The sequence below is a fragment of the Staphylococcus pragensis genome (genome assembly GCF_004785665.1).
GTDB lineage: Bacteria > Bacillota > Bacilli > Staphylococcales > Staphylococcaceae > Staphylococcus > Staphylococcus pragensis.
The window spans coordinates 38856-59670 of record NZ_SRPJ01000002.1 but is presented as its reverse complement, the minus strand read 5'-3'; the positions used below and the strand labels follow the sequence as shown (position 1 = coordinate 59670).

Annotated in this window: 19 protein-coding genes; 4 read left to right on the top strand and 15 right to left on the bottom strand. The window is 33.4% G+C overall.

The window, feature by feature from the left end; translation table 11 throughout:
- From E2558_RS06055 to pgsB, 8 genes are all read right to left on the bottom strand, one after another.
- Positions 1 to 1047: a PTS sugar transporter subunit IIC gene (locus E2558_RS06055; protein WP_126565494.1), complete on the bottom strand. Its 1047-nt coding sequence runs from the start codon at positions 1045 to 1047 to the stop codon at positions 1 to 3.
- A 566-nt stretch (positions 1048 to 1613) separates the two neighbouring features.
- A complete protein-coding gene (locus E2558_RS06050) occupies positions 1614 to 2648 on the bottom strand; it encodes a hypothetical protein (protein ID WP_126565493.1) in 1035 nt (344 codons plus the stop codon).
- 294 nt (positions 2649 to 2942) lie between these two features.
- On the bottom strand, positions 2943 to 4430 hold the full coding sequence (gene xylB / locus E2558_RS06045) for a xylulokinase (RefSeq protein WP_126565492.1): 1488 nt from the start codon (positions 4428 to 4430) through the stop codon (positions 2943 to 2945).
- A 268-nt stretch (positions 4431 to 4698) separates the two neighbouring features.
- Positions 4699 to 6300, bottom strand: coding sequence for a gamma-glutamyltransferase (locus tag E2558_RS06040; RefSeq protein ID WP_126565491.1), 1602 nt, complete (start codon positions 6298 to 6300; stop codon positions 4699 to 4701).
- Position 6301: 1 nt separating this feature from the next.
- Positions 6302 to 6463 (bottom strand): hypothetical protein, encoded by a 162-nt coding sequence (locus tag E2558_RS12335; protein WP_168210221.1) that lies wholly within the window; start codon positions 6461 to 6463, stop codon positions 6302 to 6304.
- Positions 6453 to 7526 carry a CapA family protein gene (locus E2558_RS06035; protein ID WP_126565490.1) on the bottom strand — a complete coding sequence of 358 codons (1074 nt, stop codon included), beginning with the start codon at positions 7524 to 7526 and terminating at the stop codon, positions 6453 to 6455. The genes E2558_RS12335 and E2558_RS06035 overlap by 11 nt, the downstream gene beginning before the upstream one ends.
- 23 nt (positions 7527 to 7549) lie before the next feature.
- On the bottom strand, positions 7550 to 8002 hold the full coding sequence (gene pgsC, locus E2558_RS06030) for a poly-gamma-glutamate biosynthesis protein PgsC (RefSeq protein ID WP_126565489.1): 453 nt from the start codon (positions 8000 to 8002) through the stop codon (positions 7550 to 7552).
- Position 8003: 1 nt separating this feature from the next.
- Entirely contained in the window at positions 8004 to 9161 is a 1158-nt protein-coding gene (gene pgsB, locus E2558_RS06025) for a poly-gamma-glutamate synthase PgsB (protein ID WP_126565488.1), read from the bottom strand.
- Positions 9162 to 9571: 410 nt separating this feature from the next.
- On the opposite strand from pgsB, the gene E2558_RS06020 reads away from it, so the two are divergent.
- Positions 9572 to 9928: a hypothetical protein gene (locus E2558_RS06020; RefSeq protein WP_371869272.1), complete on the top strand. Its 357-nt coding sequence runs from the start codon at positions 9572 to 9574 to the stop codon at positions 9926 to 9928.
- On the opposite strand, the gene E2558_RS06015 is transcribed toward E2558_RS06020, so the two are convergent.
- Positions 9872 to 10720 (bottom strand): AraC family transcriptional regulator, encoded by an 849-nt coding sequence (locus E2558_RS06015; RefSeq protein WP_126565487.1) that lies wholly within the window; start codon positions 10718 to 10720, stop codon positions 9872 to 9874. The genes E2558_RS06020 and E2558_RS06015 overlap by 57 nt on opposite strands.
- Positions 10721 to 10832: 112 nt before the next feature.
- Here E2558_RS06015 and E2558_RS06010 point away from each other — a divergent pair, with 112 nt between their 5' ends.
- Positions 10833 to 11744: an EamA family transporter gene (locus E2558_RS06010; protein WP_126565486.1), complete on the top strand. Its 912-nt coding sequence runs from the start codon at positions 10833 to 10835 to the stop codon at positions 11742 to 11744.
- Between the two features lie 82 nt (positions 11745 to 11826).
- Here E2558_RS06010 and E2558_RS06005 read toward each other — a convergent pair whose 3' ends face one another.
- Together E2558_RS06005 and E2558_RS06000 are read right to left on the bottom strand one after the other, a co-directional pair.
- Positions 11827 to 11949 (bottom strand): KGG domain-containing protein, encoded by a 123-nt coding sequence (locus E2558_RS06005; protein WP_126565485.1) that lies wholly within the window; start codon positions 11947 to 11949, stop codon positions 11827 to 11829.
- A gap of 235 nt (positions 11950 to 12184) precedes the next feature.
- Positions 12185 to 13156 (bottom strand): alpha/beta hydrolase fold domain-containing protein, encoded by a 972-nt coding sequence (locus E2558_RS06000; protein WP_126565484.1) that lies wholly within the window; start codon positions 13154 to 13156, stop codon positions 12185 to 12187.
- Positions 13157 to 13331: 175 nt separating this feature from the next.
- On the opposite strand from E2558_RS06000, the gene E2558_RS05995 reads away from it, so the two are divergent.
- Entirely contained in the window at positions 13332 to 14288 is a 957-nt protein-coding gene (locus E2558_RS05995; RefSeq protein WP_126565483.1) for an L-lactate dehydrogenase, read from the top strand.
- Between the two features lie 282 nt (positions 14289 to 14570).
- On the opposite strand, the gene E2558_RS05985 is transcribed toward E2558_RS05995, so the two are convergent.
- On the bottom strand, positions 14571 to 14897 hold the full coding sequence (locus E2558_RS05985; RefSeq protein ID WP_126565481.1) for a thioredoxin family protein: 327 nt from the start codon (positions 14895 to 14897) through the stop codon (positions 14571 to 14573).
- Positions 14898 to 14921: 24 nt separating this feature from the next.
- On the bottom strand, positions 14922 to 15332 hold the full coding sequence (locus tag E2558_RS05980; protein WP_126565480.1) for an acyl-CoA thioesterase: 411 nt from the start codon (positions 15330 to 15332) through the stop codon (positions 14922 to 14924).
- A 255-nt stretch (positions 15333 to 15587) separates the two neighbouring features.
- Between E2558_RS05980 and E2558_RS05975 the strand changes: the two genes are divergently transcribed.
- Entirely contained in the window at positions 15588 to 16145 is a 558-nt protein-coding gene (locus E2558_RS05975; RefSeq protein WP_242490302.1) for a LysE family translocator, read from the top strand.
- 60 nt (positions 16146 to 16205) lie between these two features.
- Here the strand turns inward: E2558_RS05975 and ptsG are convergent, their stop codons facing one another.
- On the bottom strand, positions 16206 to 18272 hold the full coding sequence (gene ptsG / locus E2558_RS05970; protein ID WP_126565479.1) for a glucose-specific PTS transporter subunit IIBC: 2067 nt from the start codon (positions 18270 to 18272) through the stop codon (positions 16206 to 16208).
- Between the two features lie 761 nt (positions 18273 to 19033).
- Positions 19034 to 20773 (bottom strand): pyruvate oxidase, encoded by a 1740-nt coding sequence (locus E2558_RS05965; RefSeq protein WP_126565478.1) that lies wholly within the window; start codon positions 20771 to 20773, stop codon positions 19034 to 19036.
- Positions 20774 to 20815 lie beyond the last annotated feature (42 nt).

The following is a 20815-nucleotide window of genomic DNA, read 5'->3' as shown; positions in this document are numbered from 1 at the left end:
TTAAACACTCTCCTTAGGTTGTTTCTGTTTACTAGGCAATTTCATACTCATATTCATTAAATTGAATTTTTTGATTAACGTACTGAAAACAAATGCTAAAATCACACTTGTGATTGCAACTGCAATAATTGTAAGAATTGATTTAGTCGCATTATTAAAGCCGAATAATACGATTGCACCTGCGATTGGTGTTGCCATACCTTTAACATTTATTACTAGTCCACTAAATGTTACGATACATGCATTTACCACACCGATGATGGCATTTGTTCCGTATAATTGTAAAGGATATTTAGCAATTAAATCGATTTGTGTTAATGGTTCAATGAAGACAGCAAATGCTTTTGATTTACTACCACCAATGTTAAGTCTGCTAAATAATACAGCGTTTACGAATGAAGAACCAGTACATGTTAATGCACCAATCGCCATTGGAATTCCAGTTAGTCCTAACAAGCTTGTTAATACCATTGAACTTAATGGTGTCATACCTGTTACTGGAATTACTAGTCCTAAAATAACGGCTAATGCATATGGATGACTAGCACCTACAGAAGTAATTGCGCCACCAATTTGATGTAATACAGCCATAACTCCTGGGCTAATCACTTTCGCTAATCCGAATGCAATCGCTGGTGCTAATAAAATAACAACGATTAAATCTAAACCTTCCGGAACTTTCTTCTCGATAAATTTAATTCCGAATGCAATTAAGTAAGCTGCAATGAAAGCTGGTAATAATTTGAAATCATATAGTACTAACCCTACAATAACAGCAAATACAGGTGAAACGCCAAGATTTATACATGTTAAAATCCCAACTGCTACTCCCGCTAAACTTCCTACTAAATCACCAATTGTTTGAAAAAATTGGATATGAAATACGCCACCAATAGCGTAACTTAAGAACGCTTGTGGTAAAAACGTTGCACAAGCAGCCCCTGATAATGCTTGTAGTCCTTGTTTACCATATGGCGCAAAGTTTAAGAATAGCGTCATAACGATAAGCACTAATACAAGGGTGCCCACTCCTAAAATAATATTCATTCCCCAAAACCTCTTTCTATTTATTTGTTAACCATGATTATGGTACACCCATTGGAAAACGATTTCAATACATCTAAAGAGTTAAATAAGACTAAATTGTGAAATAAATCACATTTAGAAACTTTTTGAGGAATAAAATATTTTAATTTTGCTAAAAATTGTTAACAAATGATTAATTATTAACATTTTACACTGTAAAAAGTAACTTTGTAAACTACTTATCCCAATCCCAAAATATTTGTAACAATGCAAAAATTATGTAGTTATCTTTGAGTCATTTACACCTACACCGTAACGTCATTTTAGATTAGATACTATTATTTTGCTCACATAAAAATAGCAAGCGAGAAACTAAAATCTTTTAAGATTTTAGTTTTACACACTTGCTACATTTTTAATCATTTCGTTTTTTTAATATAAATATTTTAACTTAAATGAATGGTCTCACATAAGTGTTATTACATTATACCAAATTTTACCAATTACTTATTAATTTAATTCACTCTTTATTTAACTCGTTTTGTAATAGAAAAACTATGGAGGTGGTCTAATGAGATAATATAGATTTATGACGAAGCTCCCACCAGTATTTCAATTAATTCATGATATTGACGCTTAGTTATAAATTCTGTCGGTTTATAATTTTTATTGAAAAGTTGATTATATAATTGAAATGCAGTATCTCGAGGAATTAAATTAAGTGAGTGAGTCGTTTGCAACCACTCTAAGAAAGAATGTTGTACATTGTCTCGTTTATAGGAAATAATAAGTTGTTTAAAGGTATCGAAATTAAACAGAGGTTGTTTGGGATATAGATTGACGCATGACTTTAAGTTTTGAGAAAGCAATAAATTATGTTTAGTTAGGCGGTACTCTTCTAAAATTAAACTTTCAGGAAATTTAAGTATGATGAGGAATAATTCTAATAAAAAGGATTGTTTAGAAGATTGATGATTTAAAGATTTACCTATTTCTATTGTAGGGGCATATTTACAGTAAGCGCTAAGATGTGCTTCTAATACACTTTCATTATTATGTGTCGAAGTTAATGTACTTAACGAAAGCTCTATTTTATAATCTTCTAATTCACAATATAAAATATCATTTTTAATCTTTATTTTAAATTTTGCTTTTTGAAGATGTGTACAAAGTATTTTAAATAAAAGAAGATAATTTGAATACAATGACGCACTGATATTTAAATTTGCTAGAAGTGGTTTAATTTGGGAATCTGTAAATGAAAAGTTGCGTTTTTGCAGTGTCTTAGATTTTAAGTTAATACTTTGAAGATAATAATAAGAAGTAATGATCTGATCATGTATTGTTTGAGGATACACATTAAGAAAGTATAAATCGTCGAGTGTGTGATTAAGTGGTGGTTCTTCTTTCAAAGAAACGAGTAAGGAAGGATCATCTAATGAAAATAATTTCTGCGTAGGAGATAAAATGTGTTGTTCTAATTGGTCATTGTTTGGTAGTGGAATGCCATGCTTGTGTAAGGTTGTCTGTAATGCCTCATAATCTAATTCATTAATGTAGGCAAACGTTCTTAAATGATTACGCCAAACACTTTCATAAAGTTCTTGCTTATTGATTAACATATCATTCATCCTTTCGTAGTTGGAACATATTCATGATGTCTTAAAGGATTATATTTTATAGTGATATTAAACGCTTATTTTATATTTTTGTCAATATAATTCCGTTTAAAATAGAAATTTTTATTTATAAATTATTCCTATCCATTTGCCTCAAAAATTTATTTTACAAATATTTATTTTCTGTAGATAAAATCATTCTAAATTTAATATTTTGAATAGCGGACTTTCAAGTATCAAAAAAGAGAAACGAACTTTATCATCAAGCTCGTTTCTCTTTTGATATTAATTTAGATTTTATTCTTCAATTTTTAATAAGTCTTCTGTTAATTGATGCGTTTGTTGATAAATTTGTTGGTAGATTTGATAATATGCTTCGTATTGACGGTGACGTTCTTCGTTTGGTTCGAAGGTACGCTCGATATCGATAAATTGTTCGACACATTCATCAAATGAGTTAAACCACTCTAAACCGTATGCTGCAATCATTGCAGCTCCCATGCTCGGTCCTTCTTCATGTTTTAATTTTCGAATAGTAGCATTAAATATATCAGCCTGCATTTGTAACCAAAATGCACTCTTCGCGCCGCCACCAATAGAGGTTACGTGTGTAATTTCTTTACCCGCTTCTCGTATCAACTGAATAGAGTCATATAATGAATACGTAATACCTTCAAGTACGGCACGCGCAAAGTCAGCTTTTGTGTGGCTACCACTAATTCCAATGAAACTGCCACGAATAAATGCATCGCCATGAGGTGTACGCTCTCCAGCTAAGTAAGGAGCAAATAAGAGACGGTTCGCCCCAACAGATGAAGTGCTCGCTTGTGCCACAATATCATCGAATGACTCATCTTCGAAGAATGTCTTCTTCAACCAACTAAGGCTATAACCTGCTGCTAACGTTACACCCATCGCATAAAAAGTTTGAGGCACACTATGGTCGAAGAAATGAATATTATTACGATATTCGGTGTAGCTATCTTTTTCAACATTAAGAACGACACCAGAAGTTCCAATACTGCATAGTGTATCGTTATCATTAATAATACCAGCACCGATAGCACCACATGCATTATCTCCCCCGCCTGCAAAGACTTTCACTTGTTCAGTGAAACCAAGCTCTTGCGCTAACTCAGTACGCACATCTCCAACATAGCCTGTTGAACGTACTAAAGGAGGATAAATGTCCCCAAGACCGAAATGATCTCCAACGTCGCGTGTCCAATCATGCGTTTGCGGACTAAGTAGTGATGTGCTTGCTGCATCTGAATATTCCATGTGCACTTGGCCAGTTAAACAATAGCGCACATAATCTTTCGGTAATACAAAGACATCTACTTGCTTCCAAATATCAGGTTCGTGTTGTTTCACCCATAACATTTTAGGCAAAGTGAAGCCTTCAAGAATAGGATTACCGTTTAAACGTTCTCCGTAGACTTCTTTGATTTGTCGACATTGTTCAGAGTTACGTGTATCATTCCACAATATAGCATGGCGTACTGGCGCATGATTGGCATCCAGTGCGACTAGCCCATGCATTTGGCCTGAGAATGAAATACCTTTCACCACATAATCTGACATTTTTGATGCTTCATTGAGGTGCTTAATACCTTGTTTAACCGCTTCAAACCATTCATTAGGGTCCTGTTCACTGTACCCTGGACGCGTTTGAATCAATGTAAGTGGTTCACTTGTTGATGCAACCACCTCTCCTTGTCGAGTCACTGCAATAATTTTTACTGCACTTGTACCTAAATCTATACCTAACACAACTTCTTTCATGACTGCCCACCCTTTACTTACTTTGTTTATCAATTCGTTATATACTTCTATTCAATCAATACATTTTGTTTTCATTTTTTATAAAAATAAAATTAATTCCTTAAACCTACCCTTTTATCATATCGGTTTTATCTATAATTTCAATAGTTGCTACTATATTGATTACTTTTTAATCCTAAAAAATTAATACCTAACGTACGTAAATAAAGGCTGAGACAATTTAGTTTGTCCCAGCCTCATGTACTGATTCTACATTAAATTTTTAAAATTATCGGTTACCTACGTCGTGACCAATTTCTACAGTGTGATCATTTTTATTGTAAATCGCCCCTTGGACACTACCAAAGTTAGGGTCATTACGTTTTTCTTCAACGCCGTAACCAAGATTTTTAAATTCATTGATATCTTGTTCTTCCATGGCATTTTCATAAAAGATAGTACCACCATCATTATAGAAACGTGGTTTATCAATGGATTCTTGTAACGTGCCATTTCCTCTTAAATAATCAATAAGGACTTCATTAATCAACGTCGGAATTTTATTTCCTCCTGGCGTACCAATACCCATGTAGAAGTCAGGACCGACTACGATGGTTGGTGCTGTATAAGAACGTGGTGCTTTATGCTTATCACCGACGTTAGGACTATTAGGATCATTAGAAAAGTTGGTTAATGAGTTGTTCATGTAGAATCCTTCTTTAACAAACTTACCTGAACCAAAGAAACTAGATAATGTATTCGTCGTACTTGCGAGTTTACCGCTCTTATCGATGACTACAAAGTGCGTCGTACTCGTGTTATTGATTTGTTGTGTATTGAAGTCACTTCCATTGTTAACATTTGAACTAGAATTAATACTATTCAAGCGACTCAATAGATAATCATCAGATAGATGTGTATCACTACTTGCTTCTTGACCGTTAACAATATCCCTATTACGATACATCACATCACGTGATTTGATAATACCTGAAATAAAGTTAGCACGATCATTTTGAGTATCTAAACTTTCATCAATTTTAAGTCCTTGCAACATCAATGTCCCACCAAGTGGATTTGATGCTGAGTACACAGTATTATTTAAATATTTCGTACTGACTGGTTTCTTTTCTTCTGTTTTAAATGCTTTGAAGTCATCTTCATTTAGTTCACCATCAATTTGCTTCGAAATGCTTTTCCCGATATCTTTATAGAAATAGCCAGTGCCTTTATCTCGAATTTTTCTTAACGTTTTAGCTAAGGCATCTTGTTTTACGACATCACCTTCTCGTACAGTACGTTTACCTTTAAAGAAGGGAGAGTCGCGATCAATATCAGAACCAAACAATTTTAAACTACGTTCTAATTCCGCATCAACTTCAAAACCATCTTCTGCTAATGGGATGACATAATTAAGGATTTTCTTTTCATCCATTTTACCTTCGCGTTCATGCATATCATGTAACCCTTGCACAAAGCCAGGTGTTCCTATTTGATCACCCTTTTTATAATTAAATGAAGACATGGTCTTATATTCATACATTCTTGGTTCTTCGCCGTCATTACCATTATAGGTTAAAGTAGCACCACCACCACCTAAACCTGATGAATGGGGTTCTGTCACAGCAAGTGCATATGAAACACCTATGGCAGCGTCAACAGCGTTACCTCCGTCTTCAATAATCTTATTACCTACACTTGTTGCAATGGCATTATTAGATGCTACGCCATAAGTCTTATTATCGCCAGAGGATTTATGATTTGCAATTTTATTCTCAAATAAAGTGTCTTTATCAGGCTTATCTTCTTTTTTAAAATAATAAAATGTAAATGAAATCAGAATTGTCACTATTAAAATAATAGTGAGCATCACTTTATTATAGATATTCATACTAACTGGCCCCTTTAGATAAATATTGCTCCGTTATATTTTTTAAATCATTCTTCTCAAATTGATCAAGGCCTTCATTCGCTTTCGCAAAAGTAACCATCAATAAGATCACTACGATGATGATGGTCGTTAAGATACCTACCCAATGCTTTTTAATATTCATAGGTATATCCTCCATTCTCCTGTTTCAGTTGAATTGTTTTATCCTTGATGTTGTTGTAATAACGTTGTTCTTCTATTCTATTCATCTTATCTTTAGTAATTTTACCGTCTGCGCCTCGAACAGGTGTAAGATGGAACTTATTATGTTGTCCATCCCAATCATGTTGAACAACCATACCTTTTTGATTTTTTGACAAGAATGAATCTGATGTTAGGTTTCCTAGGCTATAAAAGATACTTGCATTTTTATATTTTTCTACTTTTTGTACTACTGTATTATGACCAACAATGACGTCTGCTCCTGCATCGACTAAAGCATGTCCATAGACCTTTTGACGGTCAGTTACATTTCGTTCATTTGGAATACCCCAGTCCACATTGACGATGACTAAATCATTGCTTTCCTTTAAATTTTTAATCAACGGAACAAAGATTTTAGGATCTAAACTAATTGATGTCGTATTTTTTAATGGATTTTCATAATTTGACTCCACATCTGTAAAGGAAACGTTAGCTATCTTTTTCCCTTTAACATTTTGTTGCACCGTTTTACTATTGATTAAATTAGAGCCATTTCCAGTTAAGAAGTTATAATCTGTTTGTGCTTCTACTTTTTTACTCAAATCTTGTGCTTGCACATTATCAATCGTATTGTTAATTAAATTCACACTCTTAATATTCTGCTTTTTCAAAAACATAATATTGTCTAAATTTTTATTTAGATTATCTGTGGCATTTTTTGAAAAGGGACTAACAATAAGTGATGCGGTCGAAAAATCACTATTACGAAGTGGTTCATTCAAGCTAGCAAATACATCGTTAAGGTTCATCTTTCTAATATGTCGATTTAATGTGATGTTTCCTAAATATGTACTGCGAATGACATTAGGATTAGACTTTGGCATTGCTTCTACTGGCTCAACCTTTACAGCACGAATAGCAAAGACTAAAAGAACGACTGCAATGATTAAAACAATAAGTGTATAAATAAAGTTACGACGTTTATGACGTTTAGTTTGCTTAAGTAACCATTCGCTCGCTGTTAACCGTTTTTTCTTTTTCATTACTTTACGCTCCTTGCTCGCGATTAATTAATAAAGCTGTATAAGAATAAGATGACATATGTAATACATGTTAATAGCATTGTTGAAGCTAATGTAATTACGACACCTTGTTTTTGAATTGTGTTAGCAATAATCCCAGGAATAACGACACCAATACCTGAAACTTCAACTGTTTCAAATGGTGTTAATGGATAAACTAAGTCAAAGATAAATTTTAATACCATTCCTGTGAGTATCATGGCTGCAAATTTACGTCGTCCGTATAAAATTACCCATCTACTAATACCATATGTAACAATAAAGAACGTTAAACAACTAATAACGAGCACAGATAATAACATAACGGGTTGATCAAATATAAGTGCTAAATAACCAGGTACTACGAGTCCTGCTGGGTTTATCCCAAATTTCTCTGCAAAGATTAAACTTAATACAATGCCAACAAATAAGGAGAAGTATAATTCTGAACCTATCATTTTATTCTATCCCTTCTATAAATTCTGCTATTCTTCCACCTGGACCATGAATATTACCTACGCAGAAAATAAGCGCATTTTGTGATTCTTGCATAATAGCTTTTTCGATATCACGAAATTCATGATTTTCAAAATTAAGATATTTCTTTTCTGGCAAACGTTGCATGACTTCTGTCACCATCTGCGTACTTTTACCTGTACAAATCAATGTGTCAAAGTCGACTTCTTCAATAAAGTCTTCAGCAAATTGTCGTGTGCGGTCTACCCTATCTGAACGACAATTTAAGATAACTACTTTTTTCGTATAAGGATAGTTATAAGACTCCACCTTATCTAAAATGGCTTTCGTAGATTGTGGTTCATTTGCTGCAAATGCATTAACAAATACATTTTGTGTGTTATTTGCATTAAAATATTTAATTTCAACGGCACCTGGATCAGGTGGGGCATTTAACATACCTCTTAAAGCCACATCTTTATCTATACCTACTGCTTGTGCTACCCCTAATACAATAGCCACATTGTCAGGAAAGACTAAATAGTCGAATTTTCTTAAATATGATTCAGGAATCTTATCTTTATCTACTACTATTAATTCCGTTTTACGTTTTTTAGCTTCTTTCGCAAAAAAATCAGTATAATCATCTTTCATGACAACCAATTTCCCTTTACGAGGAATGGTTGCAGTAAAAGCTTGCGCAACATCTTGAAGCGTTGGCCCTAATACATCCATATGGTCTTCCATTACATTGACGATAGCGCCAATATTCGCTTTAACTAAATCTTCTTGAAAGACAATCTGATAATCAGGATTAACTGCCATACATTCATTAACTAAAGCCTCTGCATCTTGTTTAACTACTTTACGAATAATATCTCGTTGCTCACCAATATTTGCGCCTTGAGGTTTCCTAATTACTGGATATTCCTTCTCTGTAAACCAATACAACATTCGAGCGTCTGTTCCTGTAGTTTTACCTATAACGCGATAACGATCCTCTCTTAATACGCTATAAATCATCCTTGTAATCGTTGACTTACCTCGAATACCGTTAATGTTGATTCGTATAGGAATCTTCTTTAATCGATTACTATGGCGTTTCTTTTCTTTAATACCTAGCCATAATATTAATACGATACAAATTATAATAAGAATCAAAATAATGCCCTCTCTTTGATTGATTTTATATTAAGTTGTGTTTAAACCATTTTAAACATTTATGTATTTTGAAAATGAAGAAAATAAATTTATTAATATAGATTAAATTAATAGTTTCTTTTTAATTTCATTCTTAGTAATCGCTTATTAAAAAAGATAATAAGCTATGACTACTAATAAAAGTATGCTAACACGTACATATTTTGTCAGTTTTAAAAATGTAAATTTATTGTTAAAAGTTTTTGATGTTTGTAAATATTTTTATACTTAATGATAATATATTTTTTTAATTTATGACAGAGATAATTTCATTTTGACAAGTAAACAAATATTTACGCTCTATTTACACTAAATTAAAATTGTGATGTTACCTTAAACATGAATAAAGCTATGATTTCAGGAGGAACTTAATGAGCAGACCCATGACAAAACCCGTTAAAATCGCTGTCAGCATTTATTTAGCATTCATATTGCTAGCGTGTTCTAGTTATTTAATCTTTATTCTTGTTGGTAGTTTACAAGGTAACGATATGAGTCGTTCTGTATTAGATACTGATCCTCATCATATTGATAACGTAACTAAAACCTCAAATGAAGATATCCGTGAATTAAATATGAACAAAGCTAATGAACTACCTAAAGATGAAATAGCTACTAATACACAATCTAAGCATTTAGATATTTATAATAAAAAAGCAAATGCACAATCATCAGGGCGTAAGTTCATACTTTTGTTTAAACATTTGAATAAAATAACTCGTTGTTGAGAAACCACACGACATCGCTACTTCTGTGACACTATACTTCATATACATTAATTGCTTAGCGCTTTGTCCTAAACGATAATTCTGAAGATAGTTGAACGGCGTATCGCCCACAAATCGTTTAAATAATTTAATTGTTTCCGCTTCACTTATCTGTATCAATTGACTGAGCTCTTGTAACGTAATTTTTTTATGATAATGCGATTGTAAATATTCAATACATTGTTTAACTCTTGGATCAAAAAAGTAATGATTTGATTTATTATATTTTCCAAAAATTAATAATAAATAATTAAGACATCGATAAAATTCACTGAGCACTTCAAGTTGATAATATCCTTTTTGTGCAATGTAAGTCTGTCCTACTTTTTCAATACTATCCAGTAAACACACATCTTCTTCATTATGACGTTCTAATTTGATATATGGAACCACAGGTGCTTGATCAATAATATAACTCATATATTTAAAATTAATATAGTCTGTTACATCAGGTAATCCTACATTCCAGCAATAAAAACGCGAATTAGACCGAACCTCATGAATTTCATGGACAATATTTGAATTAATAAATAGCCCTTCTCCTTGTTCAATCACTATCTCATTATCTGCTATCTTAACTTGAATCATTCCTTCGGTCACATACATAAACTGTAAAGCGTAGTGCCAATGTAGCGGTATGTAACCTAGTAAAGTTTCATTTAATTTAGTATGTAAAATAACGTGAGGCCAACGTCCATCTGGATATTTAATCTTTTCTTCTAAATCATCAGTGATAATCATATATTTACTCATTCTTAAACACCTCAATATCTTGATAGTTTTTAACACTATTTGAGTATTATATTATTTAAAAACATTATATTATGAGATTTATAATTTAACAAAATAGATGGAGGTGCATTGAATGGCTCACTCACAACATAGATTAAAAGGTGTGCTCTTCGCTATTATTGGGGCTACGTTATGGGGATTGGGTGGCACCGTTTCTGACTTATTATTTAACCAACGTGGTATAGATGTAGATTGGTATGTGACTGCACGTCTTATTGTTAGCGGTATCTTCCTTCTGGGCGTTTACAAAGTATTATATCCAAAGCGTTCTATATTAGTTGTTTTTAAAAATTTAAAAACATTCATCAGTTTACTTATTTATAGTTTATTAGGCATGCTATTTGTACAATACGCCTACATGTCTTCGATTGCTACGGGGAATGTAGCCGTCGCTACTTTACTACAATACATAGCGCCCGTTTACATTATTATTTGGTTTGTCATTCGCGGGTTAGATGTGTTTCGTCCTTTTGATATTTTAGCCATTGCGATGACATTAATCGGCACATTTTTATTACTCACAAATGGGTCTATTTCACATCTAGTTGTCTCCCCTACCAGCCTAATGTGGGGGATTATTTCAGGCATTGCGCTAGCCTTTTATACAATTTATGCTACTGGCTTAATTGAAAAGTTTCCTTCTATCTTAGTCGTAGGTTGGGCAATGATTATTTCAGGTATTGCAATGAATTTTAAGCATCCGATTTGGCAAGTGCCCTTAACTCAAATGGCACCGTCTACGATAGGATATCTCATTTTTGGGATTATCGCTGGAACAGCTTTAGCATTCTATCTCTTTATCGATAGTTTGAAATACCTTTCTCCTAAAGAAACGACACTACTGGGTACAATTGAACCCGTTATTGCCGTGGTTACAAGTGCGTTGTGGCTTGATGTCTCATTTAAGTCTATTCAAATTATTGGTATCGTGTTGATACTGCTACTCATACTCATCTTGTCATTGAAAAAGCAACCAGAAATGTAAATATGCTAAATATAAAAGCGTGGAAATGACCTATATTAAATCATTCCCACGCCTTATTTTTTCCATGATGTATATTTAAAAATTATGAGTTTTTCCCGCCTTTTTCTCCGATTTCTTGATAAAATTCTTTATCTTGATTTTCTGCTGTTGTTTCTCCGCCCTTTTTACCCGCTTCTTCATAACTCATTTTCTTCTCTTCTGCCATGATTAATAATGCCTCCACTAAATTAAATTTTAGATACTTTATGTATCTATAAAGCAAATTCCCACTAAACAATTAAAAAAACGGTTTTTACTTACTTTTAATAAATACACACATACAGTTTATATTTACATTAATTTCATTTGTTATGAAAATACTATTCAAATTCATAAAATAAAGGTATAAAAATAACTGCTCTCTAATTATCAATTTTTAAAGAGCAGTTAAATGTAAATATTTATTTAATAATTTTTTTAATTTGCGAGAAGAATTTTTGTTGTTCAGGTAATGGAAAGACTGGATAAATATGGAACAAATTATAGCCTGGCGTAAAATCATGGTCTATGCCTTTTTCACTTAACATTTTAGATAATTTTAATGCATCAGGATATAACGTTTCTTTAGTACCAATAAAGATTGATATACGACCTAATCCTTCAAGCGTACCGTTTATTGGTGAAATTCTATAGTCTTCGATAGGTAGGTCGCCTGCCCATAATTCAATAAAGTATTTACTACCATCAATACCAAGCATTGGATCAATCTTTTCATATTCTTTTGTTTCTGGATTACTAAATGTGCCGTCTAATACTGGAGATACTAAGACAAGATGACCAGGTTGTTGTAACTGAGTCGTTTCTTTTAAATATTGTGCAAATGATAAGGCAATTTGTCCACCAGCAGAATCACCCATAATTGTAAGTTGACTCGCACTCTCTACTAACATAAGTTGTTTTTCATAAAGTTCTTTTAATAATTGGAATGTAGTACGATAATCGCGATGAGGCACCTTAGGATAGATTGGCATTACGATTTTAGCATTTAACTCTCCAGCTAATTTATCAATAAATTGGAAATGTTCTTCCAATGGATCTTGGAACCAAGCACCACCATGGATGTATAGCACTACTTTTTGTTGACGATCACGTTTGGCATTTAAGATGTAAGTTAAAGAACCATGCCAGTCTTTGATTTTAACATCATGTTCAAACTCATAACTCGTGCCATCATATTTCCCTGCAGTCATCTCCTTAGTTGCTTCGAGTGCTTTTTTCGCATCTTCTACATTCTCAAAAGTTTTTTTCATGCCTGATAGGCGAATGAATTTCTCTCTTAAATAACTTTGATAACTGCGTTTTTCTTTAATTTTAATATAAGCAAGCCAGCCTAATACACCTGAAGTCATGACTGATAATAATCTTTTTTTCATTTTTTAATGCCCTCCTATACATTAATTAATTATAAATCTTTATATTGCATTATTTTAGTAAAAAACATTTCATAATAACGAACGATTCAAGGGTTTTTCTTTTGTTAACAAAATGGTATTCTTATACTAAATTATAAGAATTTTCAAAATATAAGAAGAAAGTAGGTTCTTGATTGTGACACGAAATAAAATTGTGCTTATTGGTAGTGGATACGTAGGCTCTGCGTTTGCACACGCTTTAGTAGCAAAAGGATTAGTTGACGAACTCGCCATTATTGATATTGATGAAGATAAAGCCAAAGCTGATGTATGGGATTTAAATCATGCTACACCTTTTAGTGACAGCTTTGTCGATGTTCATCTAGGAACATACTCTGATTGTGCAGATGCTGATATTGTAGTTATTTGTGCTAGCGCTAAACTAGACAAAGGAGAAACACGCCTTAAACTTCTTGAAGATAACGTGAATATCTTTGTACCTATGGTTCAACAAATTATCGATAACGGCTTTGATGGTTATTTTGTATTACCTTCAAATCCAGTTGATATTATGAGCTATGTCATTAAAAATGTATCTAACTTCCCTAAAAACCGAGTCATTGGTTCAGGTACATCTCTTGACACTGCTCGCTTCGAATTCTTCTTAAGCCGTACTTTTGATGTAGCTCCTCATAACGTATATGCTCCGGTTATAGGTGAACATGGTGATTCGCAAGTTCATGTTTGGTCACACGCTCAAATAGCAGGTGAACCAGTATTAAAATTGCTTGGCAATGACACAGATATCACATCATTCAAGAATTCAATTTCATCACAAACTACTCAAGTAGGTTACGATATTTATGTGCGAAAAGGAACAACCAATTTTGGTATTTCTTTAAGTTTAGTTCGCATAGTAGAAGCAATTCTTTTTAATAAAAATATTATTATGAATGTATCAAGTTATGTTGAAGGAGAATACGGTTTAAACAATATATATATTGGCACTCCTACAATTATAAATGGAAATGGAGCCGATCGAATTATCGAATTAGCACTATCAAAAGAAGAATTGTCAAAACTAAAAAAATCTGGCGAAATTATTAAAGAATACCAACAACGTGCTGATGGAATTATAGATAATCTCATGTAAAAAGAAAGGGAGCGGGACAGACATTAAAATAATTTCGTTGTATCCCCAGCTTGCTTTGTTTGTAGACTTTCTTTGCGAAAGTCTTTGTGCTAGGGCCCCGATCCCCAACTTGCTTTGTTTGTAGACTTTCTTTGCGAAAATCTCTATGTTAGGGCCCCGCCCGCCAGGCAAGGATGACTAGGTTTGAAAAAAGCTTGATTTACGCGCATTTTCAAAACAGTCAGCTACTGCCAAATATTAACGAAGGCTGAGACATTTTATTATTGTCCCAGCTCCTTAATATTATTGTAGACTATCGTTCATCAATTGTAGTTGATGTTCAAAGCTTTGCATATCAATAAAGCGCGCTTGACGGTGCATTTCTTTTCCATCCAAAAAGATTAAATCTACTGGCACAGTAAATATCGACAACTCCCCAGCAATGGCTTCTACTTCAGATTGATTAATGACGCCAAACGCAGCATGATTATATTCGTTTACGATATCTTGAATTTGAGGTAGCACAGCATGACATACTGAACAGTGGTCACGCATAACATGAATGACAGCTAACGGATGCGTCTCTATAAATTGTTGATATTGTTCTATACTGTTAAGTTGTTCTATCATTATGTTCACCTCTGATTCAAGTATTTAATCTTTTTTAAGAATATTTTGGAATACTTCTGGCATTTTAGTAATCTTTTGCTGTTCTAAATCAAAGAAGCCGCCTGTTTGATAACCTACACAGTGTACTTTATCTCCAGATGCAATTTCAAATTTAAAGACCCATTTTAAACGACTACCTTTAACATACCAACAGCGTCCTACAGGTTTGTCGTGAATTGTAATAGGCACTTTATAGTCTATTTCAGTTCTCATTAATATTGGAGAAATGTGCTGTTTCATCATTTCAGAGAATGTCATATATTCATTAATGAATATTGTACGTAAATCCTCGAACCAACGCACATATACAATATTGCTTACTATACCCATCGCATCAATATCATAATTATTCACTTCTATTTCTGTTTCAGCTACTAATAAGCCTTCATGTTCCATAAATATAATCTCCTTTAAGTCATTATTCAATCTTATTATATATTATTTCCCTTAAATAAATAAACTTACAGGATGTAATAGTTGGCGGCACAACTGCTAATGTAGATGTATATGATTTCAGTGCATTTGGTATTGATAAATGATAAGTCATAAAATATACTTTCAATTATCAGAATTATCTAATTTTTGTTACATTTATATATTCAATAGTGCTAGAATAGTCCTATTCACTATTTTTGAGAGGAGAAATGCGGATTGTTCTCTTACTTACTTTTTATTACTACAATGTCATTCACACCTGGTCCAAATACCATCATGGCAATGTCTGAAGGTCAGCGTAAAGGTTTTATACGATCATTACCTTTTAATTTAGGTGTTTTTATAGGTATTTTATTTACATTGACTATTGCTTTAATATTCTCCGAACCTTTAAAACATAATCAAAGTTTTATTTTTATTATGAAAATAATAGGTACGCTTTATCTACTTTATCTTGCATATCATGTTTTGTTCTCTAAGCCAGACAGTGCTAAAGAAGCATTAGATCGTCCTGTACTTAAAGGAATACTTATTCAAGCTACTAATGTCAAAGCGATGTTATATTTTTTAACGGGTTTAACCACATTCACATTACCTAATGCTTGGAATTCTACATACATACGCTCTATTTTACTTATTATCATCGGTATTGCTGGTGCAATCGTATGGAGTCTTTTAGGACAAATGATGAATCGAATCTATCAACAACATTATAAAGTGATCAATGTAATTATCACGATTCTATTACTCTATAGTGCTGTAGAACTTTGGTAATTCATTTTTCTAAAAAATAAACCTCCTGTCATTATTTCTGACAAGAGGTCTATTTACATATTATTTAATTTTCATAATTGCTTTACCAGGATCAACTGACTCAACATCTTCAACTGTTAATGTTTTGTCGCCTAAATTTGTAATAATCACTGGTGTTACGATGCTAGGTGCATGTTCTTGTAAGTACGCTAAGTTAATCTTCATTAACGGTTGACCTTGTGTTACAGGCTCATCCGCATTAACTAAACTTTCGAAACCTTCACCGTTTAATTTCACTGTATCAATTCCGATGTGAATTAATACTTCTACACCAGTATCTGACTCTAATCCAATGGCATGTTTAGTTGGGAAAATGGTCTTAACCGTACCATCAAATGGTGCTACGATTTCTCCTTTTTCTGGAACAAATCCAACGCCATCACCCATCATTTTTTCAGAGAACACTTTATCAGGCACTTCTGATAATGGAATAATGTGACCAGTACCTGGTGCATAAATTTCTGTTTCTTTCACGTCTTCAAGATGAACTGGTTCATCTGAAACTTCTTCAGTCACAGTTGTCTCACTAGGTTTAGTGATTTCACCCTTCATGATTAAAGCCATATCGTGTTTAATCTGGTCAGATTTAGGACCAAAGATAGCTTGCATATTATTTCCAACTTCAAGTACACCTGAAGCACCTAATGCTTTTAATCCTTGAACATCTACTTTAGATTTATCATTTACTTCAACACGTAAACGTGTGATACATGCGTCTAAATGTTTGATGTTTTCTTTACCACCCATTGCGTCTAAAACGTCGAATGGTAATTTCGCAACACTTGAGTTACGGATTTCTTGTTCTTGGTCTTCACGACCTGGTGTTTTAAGATTAAATTTCTTAATTGCAAAGCTAAATAAGAAGTAGTAAACAACCGCATAAACTAAACCTACTGGAATGACTAATAATGCGTGTGTTCGATCCCAGTTTAATAAACCATAAAGGATATAATCGATAAATCCACCAGAGAATGTCATACCAATCTTCACATCTAGAAGGTGCATGACTAAGAATGATGTACCCGCTAACAATACGTGAATGACATATAATAATGGTGCCACAAATAAGAATGAGAATTCTAATGGCTCAGTGATACCAGTTAAGAATGATGTTAAAGCTGCTGATAACATTAAACCACCAACAACTTTTTTACGTTCTGGACGTGCATTTCTGTAGATTGCGAAAGCTGCAGCTGGAAGACCGAACATCATAAATGGATATTTACCAGTTGTGAATGCCCCTGCTGTAAATGGTACGCCATCTTTTAATTGTGCCATCCAAATACGTTGGTCACCACGAATTAAGTCACCTGCATGATCTTTATATTGACCAAATTCAAACCAGAATGGTGCATAAAAGATGTGGTGTAAACCAAATGGAATTAATGAACGTTCAATAATACCAAAGATAAATGTTGTTAATGTTAAGTTCTTATTTAATAAGAAATTAGATAAACCGTTTAAACCATCTTGGATTGGTGGCCAAACGAAACTTAATACGATACCTGTGATGATTGCTACTACTGACGTAACAATTGGTACGAAACGTTTACCTGCAAAGAAGCCTAAGAATGCTGGTAACGTAATATTGTAATATTTATTGTAACACCATGCTGCAAGTGCCCCCATGATGATACCACCAAACACACCTGTTTGAAGTGTTGGAATACCTAAGATTAAAGCGTTTGCTGGTAATTTATTAGCTTGGCTTAATTCTTTTGCGCCATTTGCGTAGCTATAAATATCATCAATTGTGATATTCATTACTTTACCCATTGTCGCATTCATAATTAAGTAACCTACTAAAGCAGCTAAAGCGGCAACCCCGTCACCACCAGCTAGTCCAAGTGCTGTACCGACTGCAAATAGCAACGGCAAGTTATCAAAGATAATTTGTCCAGCTGCTTCCATGACAGATGAAATCACGACGAAGACATCCATTTTTAACCATGGCGCTAGTTTAACTAATTGTTCGTTATGCATTGCATTACCGAACGCAAGTAAAATACCAGCAGCTGGTAAAATCGCAACTGGTAACATTAACGCTTTACCAATACGTTGCAATTGACCGAAAAACTTCTTAAACATAAGTCCTATTCCCTTCTAAACTAATTTTACGAACTTTATGACAACAAAGAAGACATAAGCAAATAGAGGAAAGTATGTTTAAGACAGCGCAAGCGCAATTCATACTCATTTTAATGAGCGTAAATCTCTCCCGTCATCTTTTCTACTTTCAAGGATACAAATTACAGAGCCCTATAATTAACCTATTACTAATATGTAAAGTAATCATCATAGCTATTTTGTATCCTAATTAAAACGTTTAATATGTCTTAATCTCTAATTTGCTTATGCCTAATTTAATAGTAACACGCAGTTCTTTTTGTAATTAATTTTAATTATATACATTGGGTAAAACGTTTTCAATACTTTTTTATTGCTCTTTATCGCTTTTTAAAATTATTTCTATAAAACTTAAATATTACATAAAAACTATCGTTATATTAATTCCTCATTAGAAAAGAAGTCTTAAAAAATTAAGTTCTTACATACTAAAAAATAATCTTACGATAAATTACGAACAGAAGTTGTGAAATTGCGTTTATTATTAATTTAATACCTCTAAACGCTAAAGTTTCTTATGTAAGTAGTTCTAAGATAGAAAATGAAACGTAGTTGAGTGACGCCTGAGGGAGCAGGATGAGTGTCGAGACCAAGGCTCGACCCAGCCCCCTAGGCAAGCATCTCAACTTAAGTGAGTGAGTATCTATCTTAGAACTACTTTAATTATTTACACATAAAAAAGAAGCTTACCTGTTAAGGTAAGCTTCCCTAAAGAATTGATATTATAAGAAACGTTTAGCTGCTACTGAAATTGGTGGAATTTCATCGAAGTCTAATTTTTTATCTTCAGTGATTGATCTGTAAGCCCATTTACCATAGTTGATTGCTTCTTCATTAACAATTTTACCTGGTAATGGCGCAGCATTTGGATCAACATGTACGTCAACGATAGTTGGTACATTTTCATTTAATGCAGCTTCTACAACTTCATCGATACGGTTAGGGTCTTTTAAGACATAACCTTTACCGCCTGCAGCTTCAGCGAATTTAGCGTGATCCATATCAGAGAAATCAATCGCATATTCTAATTCACCGGCAGCTTGTTGTTCATATTTAATGAATGATAATTGTTTGTTGTTCATAACAAAGATTGTCATTGGTAAATCATATTGAACAGCAGTTGCAAAGTCTTGCATTACCATTTGGAAGGCACCGTCACCAGTGATTGAAATTGCTTGACGTTTAGGGTAAGCAATTTTAGAAGCGATAGCACCTGGAAGACCGCAACCCATTGTACCTAACCATGATGAAATAATGAATTTATTATTTACAGATAAGTTTAAGTAACGAGTTGACCAAACTGTTGAAGTACCAACGTCAATTGAGAATACAGCATCGTCAGTGCTGAATTTACTAATTGATTTCATTAAGCGTTCTGGACGAATTGGAGAACTTTCGTTGCTCATATCTTGTTCCATCCATTTATCCCAAACAGCTTTACGTTGTAAAGTTTTCTCTAAGAATGGGCGATTTGGAACGTGTTTAATGCTTTCAGTTAATTGATGGAAAGCCACTTTAGTGTCGCCAACGATACCTACATTAATGTTGAAACGTTTACCAATTACATCTGGGTTAGTATCGATTTGGATTGCTTTGATGTTTTTCTTAGGTAGGTAATCTACGTAAGGGTAGTTTGTACCTGCCATGATTAATAAGTCAGCATCTTGAATTGTTTGGTAAGATGTTTTCGTACCGATTTTACCTAAGTTACCAATGCTGTATGGGTGGTCATCAGGTAAAATTGTTTTAGCTGGTAATGTGTGAATTACTGGAATTTTTGCCGCTTCGATAAATTCACGTAATTCTTCTTTAGCATTTTGAGCACCTACACCGATAAGCATAACTGGTTTTTTACTTTTATCGATTAATTTAGTTGCTTTTTTAATACTACGGAATGTTGGTGATGGTGCTTTAGGTTTGATTGTATCTACTGGGCGATTCGTTGTATCTTTGATTTTTTGAGTTAATAAGTCGTTAGGACAGATAACTACAGCAACACCGCGTTTTTCATAAGCAGTACGGATTGCATCATTAACAACGTCGAATACGTTATCGCCTTTTTGAATTTGGTGATGGAATACTGCTACGTCATCAACCATTTTAGAAATATTTGTTTCTTGGAATGCTTTAGTACCTAATAATGTGCTGTTAGTTTGACCAGCAATAATAAGTTGAGGTACACGGTCCATTTTAGCGTCATACATACCGTTTAATAAGTGAACAACACCAGGACCACCGATACTTAATGCTACACCAATTTTCCCTGTAATTTTAGTGTATGAAGCAGCTGCTAAACTTGCTACTTCTTCGTGACGTACGTGATAGAATTTAAATGAATCTCTTACTGTACGTAAGCTATCAACTACTGCGTCAACAGAGTCCCCTGGGATACCATATAGGTGATCAATTTTCCATGCTTCTAATGCTTTGACTAATGCTTCATTTGCTTTAATTTTCGCCATTTTAACAAATAGCTCCTTTCCTAACTTGTACGAGTACTTATT

Bases quoted from the DNA above. Each gene is read 5' to 3' on its own strand.
- E2558_RS05980 (WP_126565480.1), bottom strand. From the start codon at position 15,332: ATGGAACATGAAGGCTTATTAGTAGCTGAAACAGAAATAGAAGTGAAT.
- E2558_RS06040 (WP_126565491.1), bottom strand. From the start codon at position 6,300: ATGAATATCTATAATAAAGTGATGCTCACTATTATTTTAATAGTGACA.
- ptsG (WP_126565479.1), bottom strand. From the start codon at position 18,272: ATGTTTAAGAAGTTTTTCGGTCAATTGCAACGTATTGGTAAAGCGTTA.
- E2558_RS06020 (WP_371869272.1), top strand. From the start codon at position 9,572: ATGAGCAGACCCATGACAAAACCCGTTAAAATCGCTGTCAGCATTTAT.
- E2558_RS06005 (WP_126565485.1), bottom strand. From the start codon at position 11,949: ATGGCAGAAGAGAAGAAAATGAGTTATGAAGAAGCGGGTAAAAAGGGC.
- E2558_RS06050 (WP_126565493.1), bottom strand. From the start codon at position 2,648: ATGTTAATCAATAAGCAAGAACTTTATGAAAGTGTTTGGCGTAATCAT.
- E2558_RS05965 (WP_126565478.1), bottom strand. From the start codon at position 20,773: ATGGCGAAAATTAAAGCAAATGAAGCATTAGTCAAAGCATTAGAAGCA.
- xylB (WP_126565492.1), bottom strand. From the start codon at position 4,430: ATGAAAGAAGTTGTGTTAGGTATAGATTTAGGTACAAGTGCAGTAAAA.
- E2558_RS06000 (WP_126565484.1), bottom strand. From the start codon at position 13,156: ATGAAAAAAAGATTATTATCAGTCATGACTTCAGGTGTATTAGGCTGG.
- E2558_RS05985 (WP_126565481.1), bottom strand. From the start codon at position 14,897: ATGATAGAACAACTTAACAGTATAGAACAATATCAACAATTTATAGAG.
- E2558_RS06055 (WP_126565494.1), bottom strand. From the start codon at position 1,047: ATGAATATTATTTTAGGAGTGGGCACCCTTGTATTAGTGCTTATCGTT.
- E2558_RS06010 (WP_126565486.1), top strand. From the start codon at position 10,833: ATGGCTCACTCACAACATAGATTAAAAGGTGTGCTCTTCGCTATTATT.
- E2558_RS06015 (WP_126565487.1), bottom strand. From the start codon at position 10,720: ATGAGTAAATATATGATTATCACTGATGATTTAGAAGAAAAGATTAAA.
- E2558_RS12335 (WP_168210221.1), bottom strand. From the start codon at position 6,463: ATGAATATTAAAAAGCATTGGGTAGGTATCTTAACGACCATCATCATC.
- pgsC (WP_126565489.1), bottom strand. From the start codon at position 8,002: ATGATAGGTTCAGAATTATACTTCTCCTTATTTGTTGGCATTGTATTA.
- E2558_RS06035 (WP_126565490.1), bottom strand. From the start codon at position 7,526: ATGAAAAAGAAAAAACGGTTAACAGCGAGCGAATGGTTACTTAAGCAA.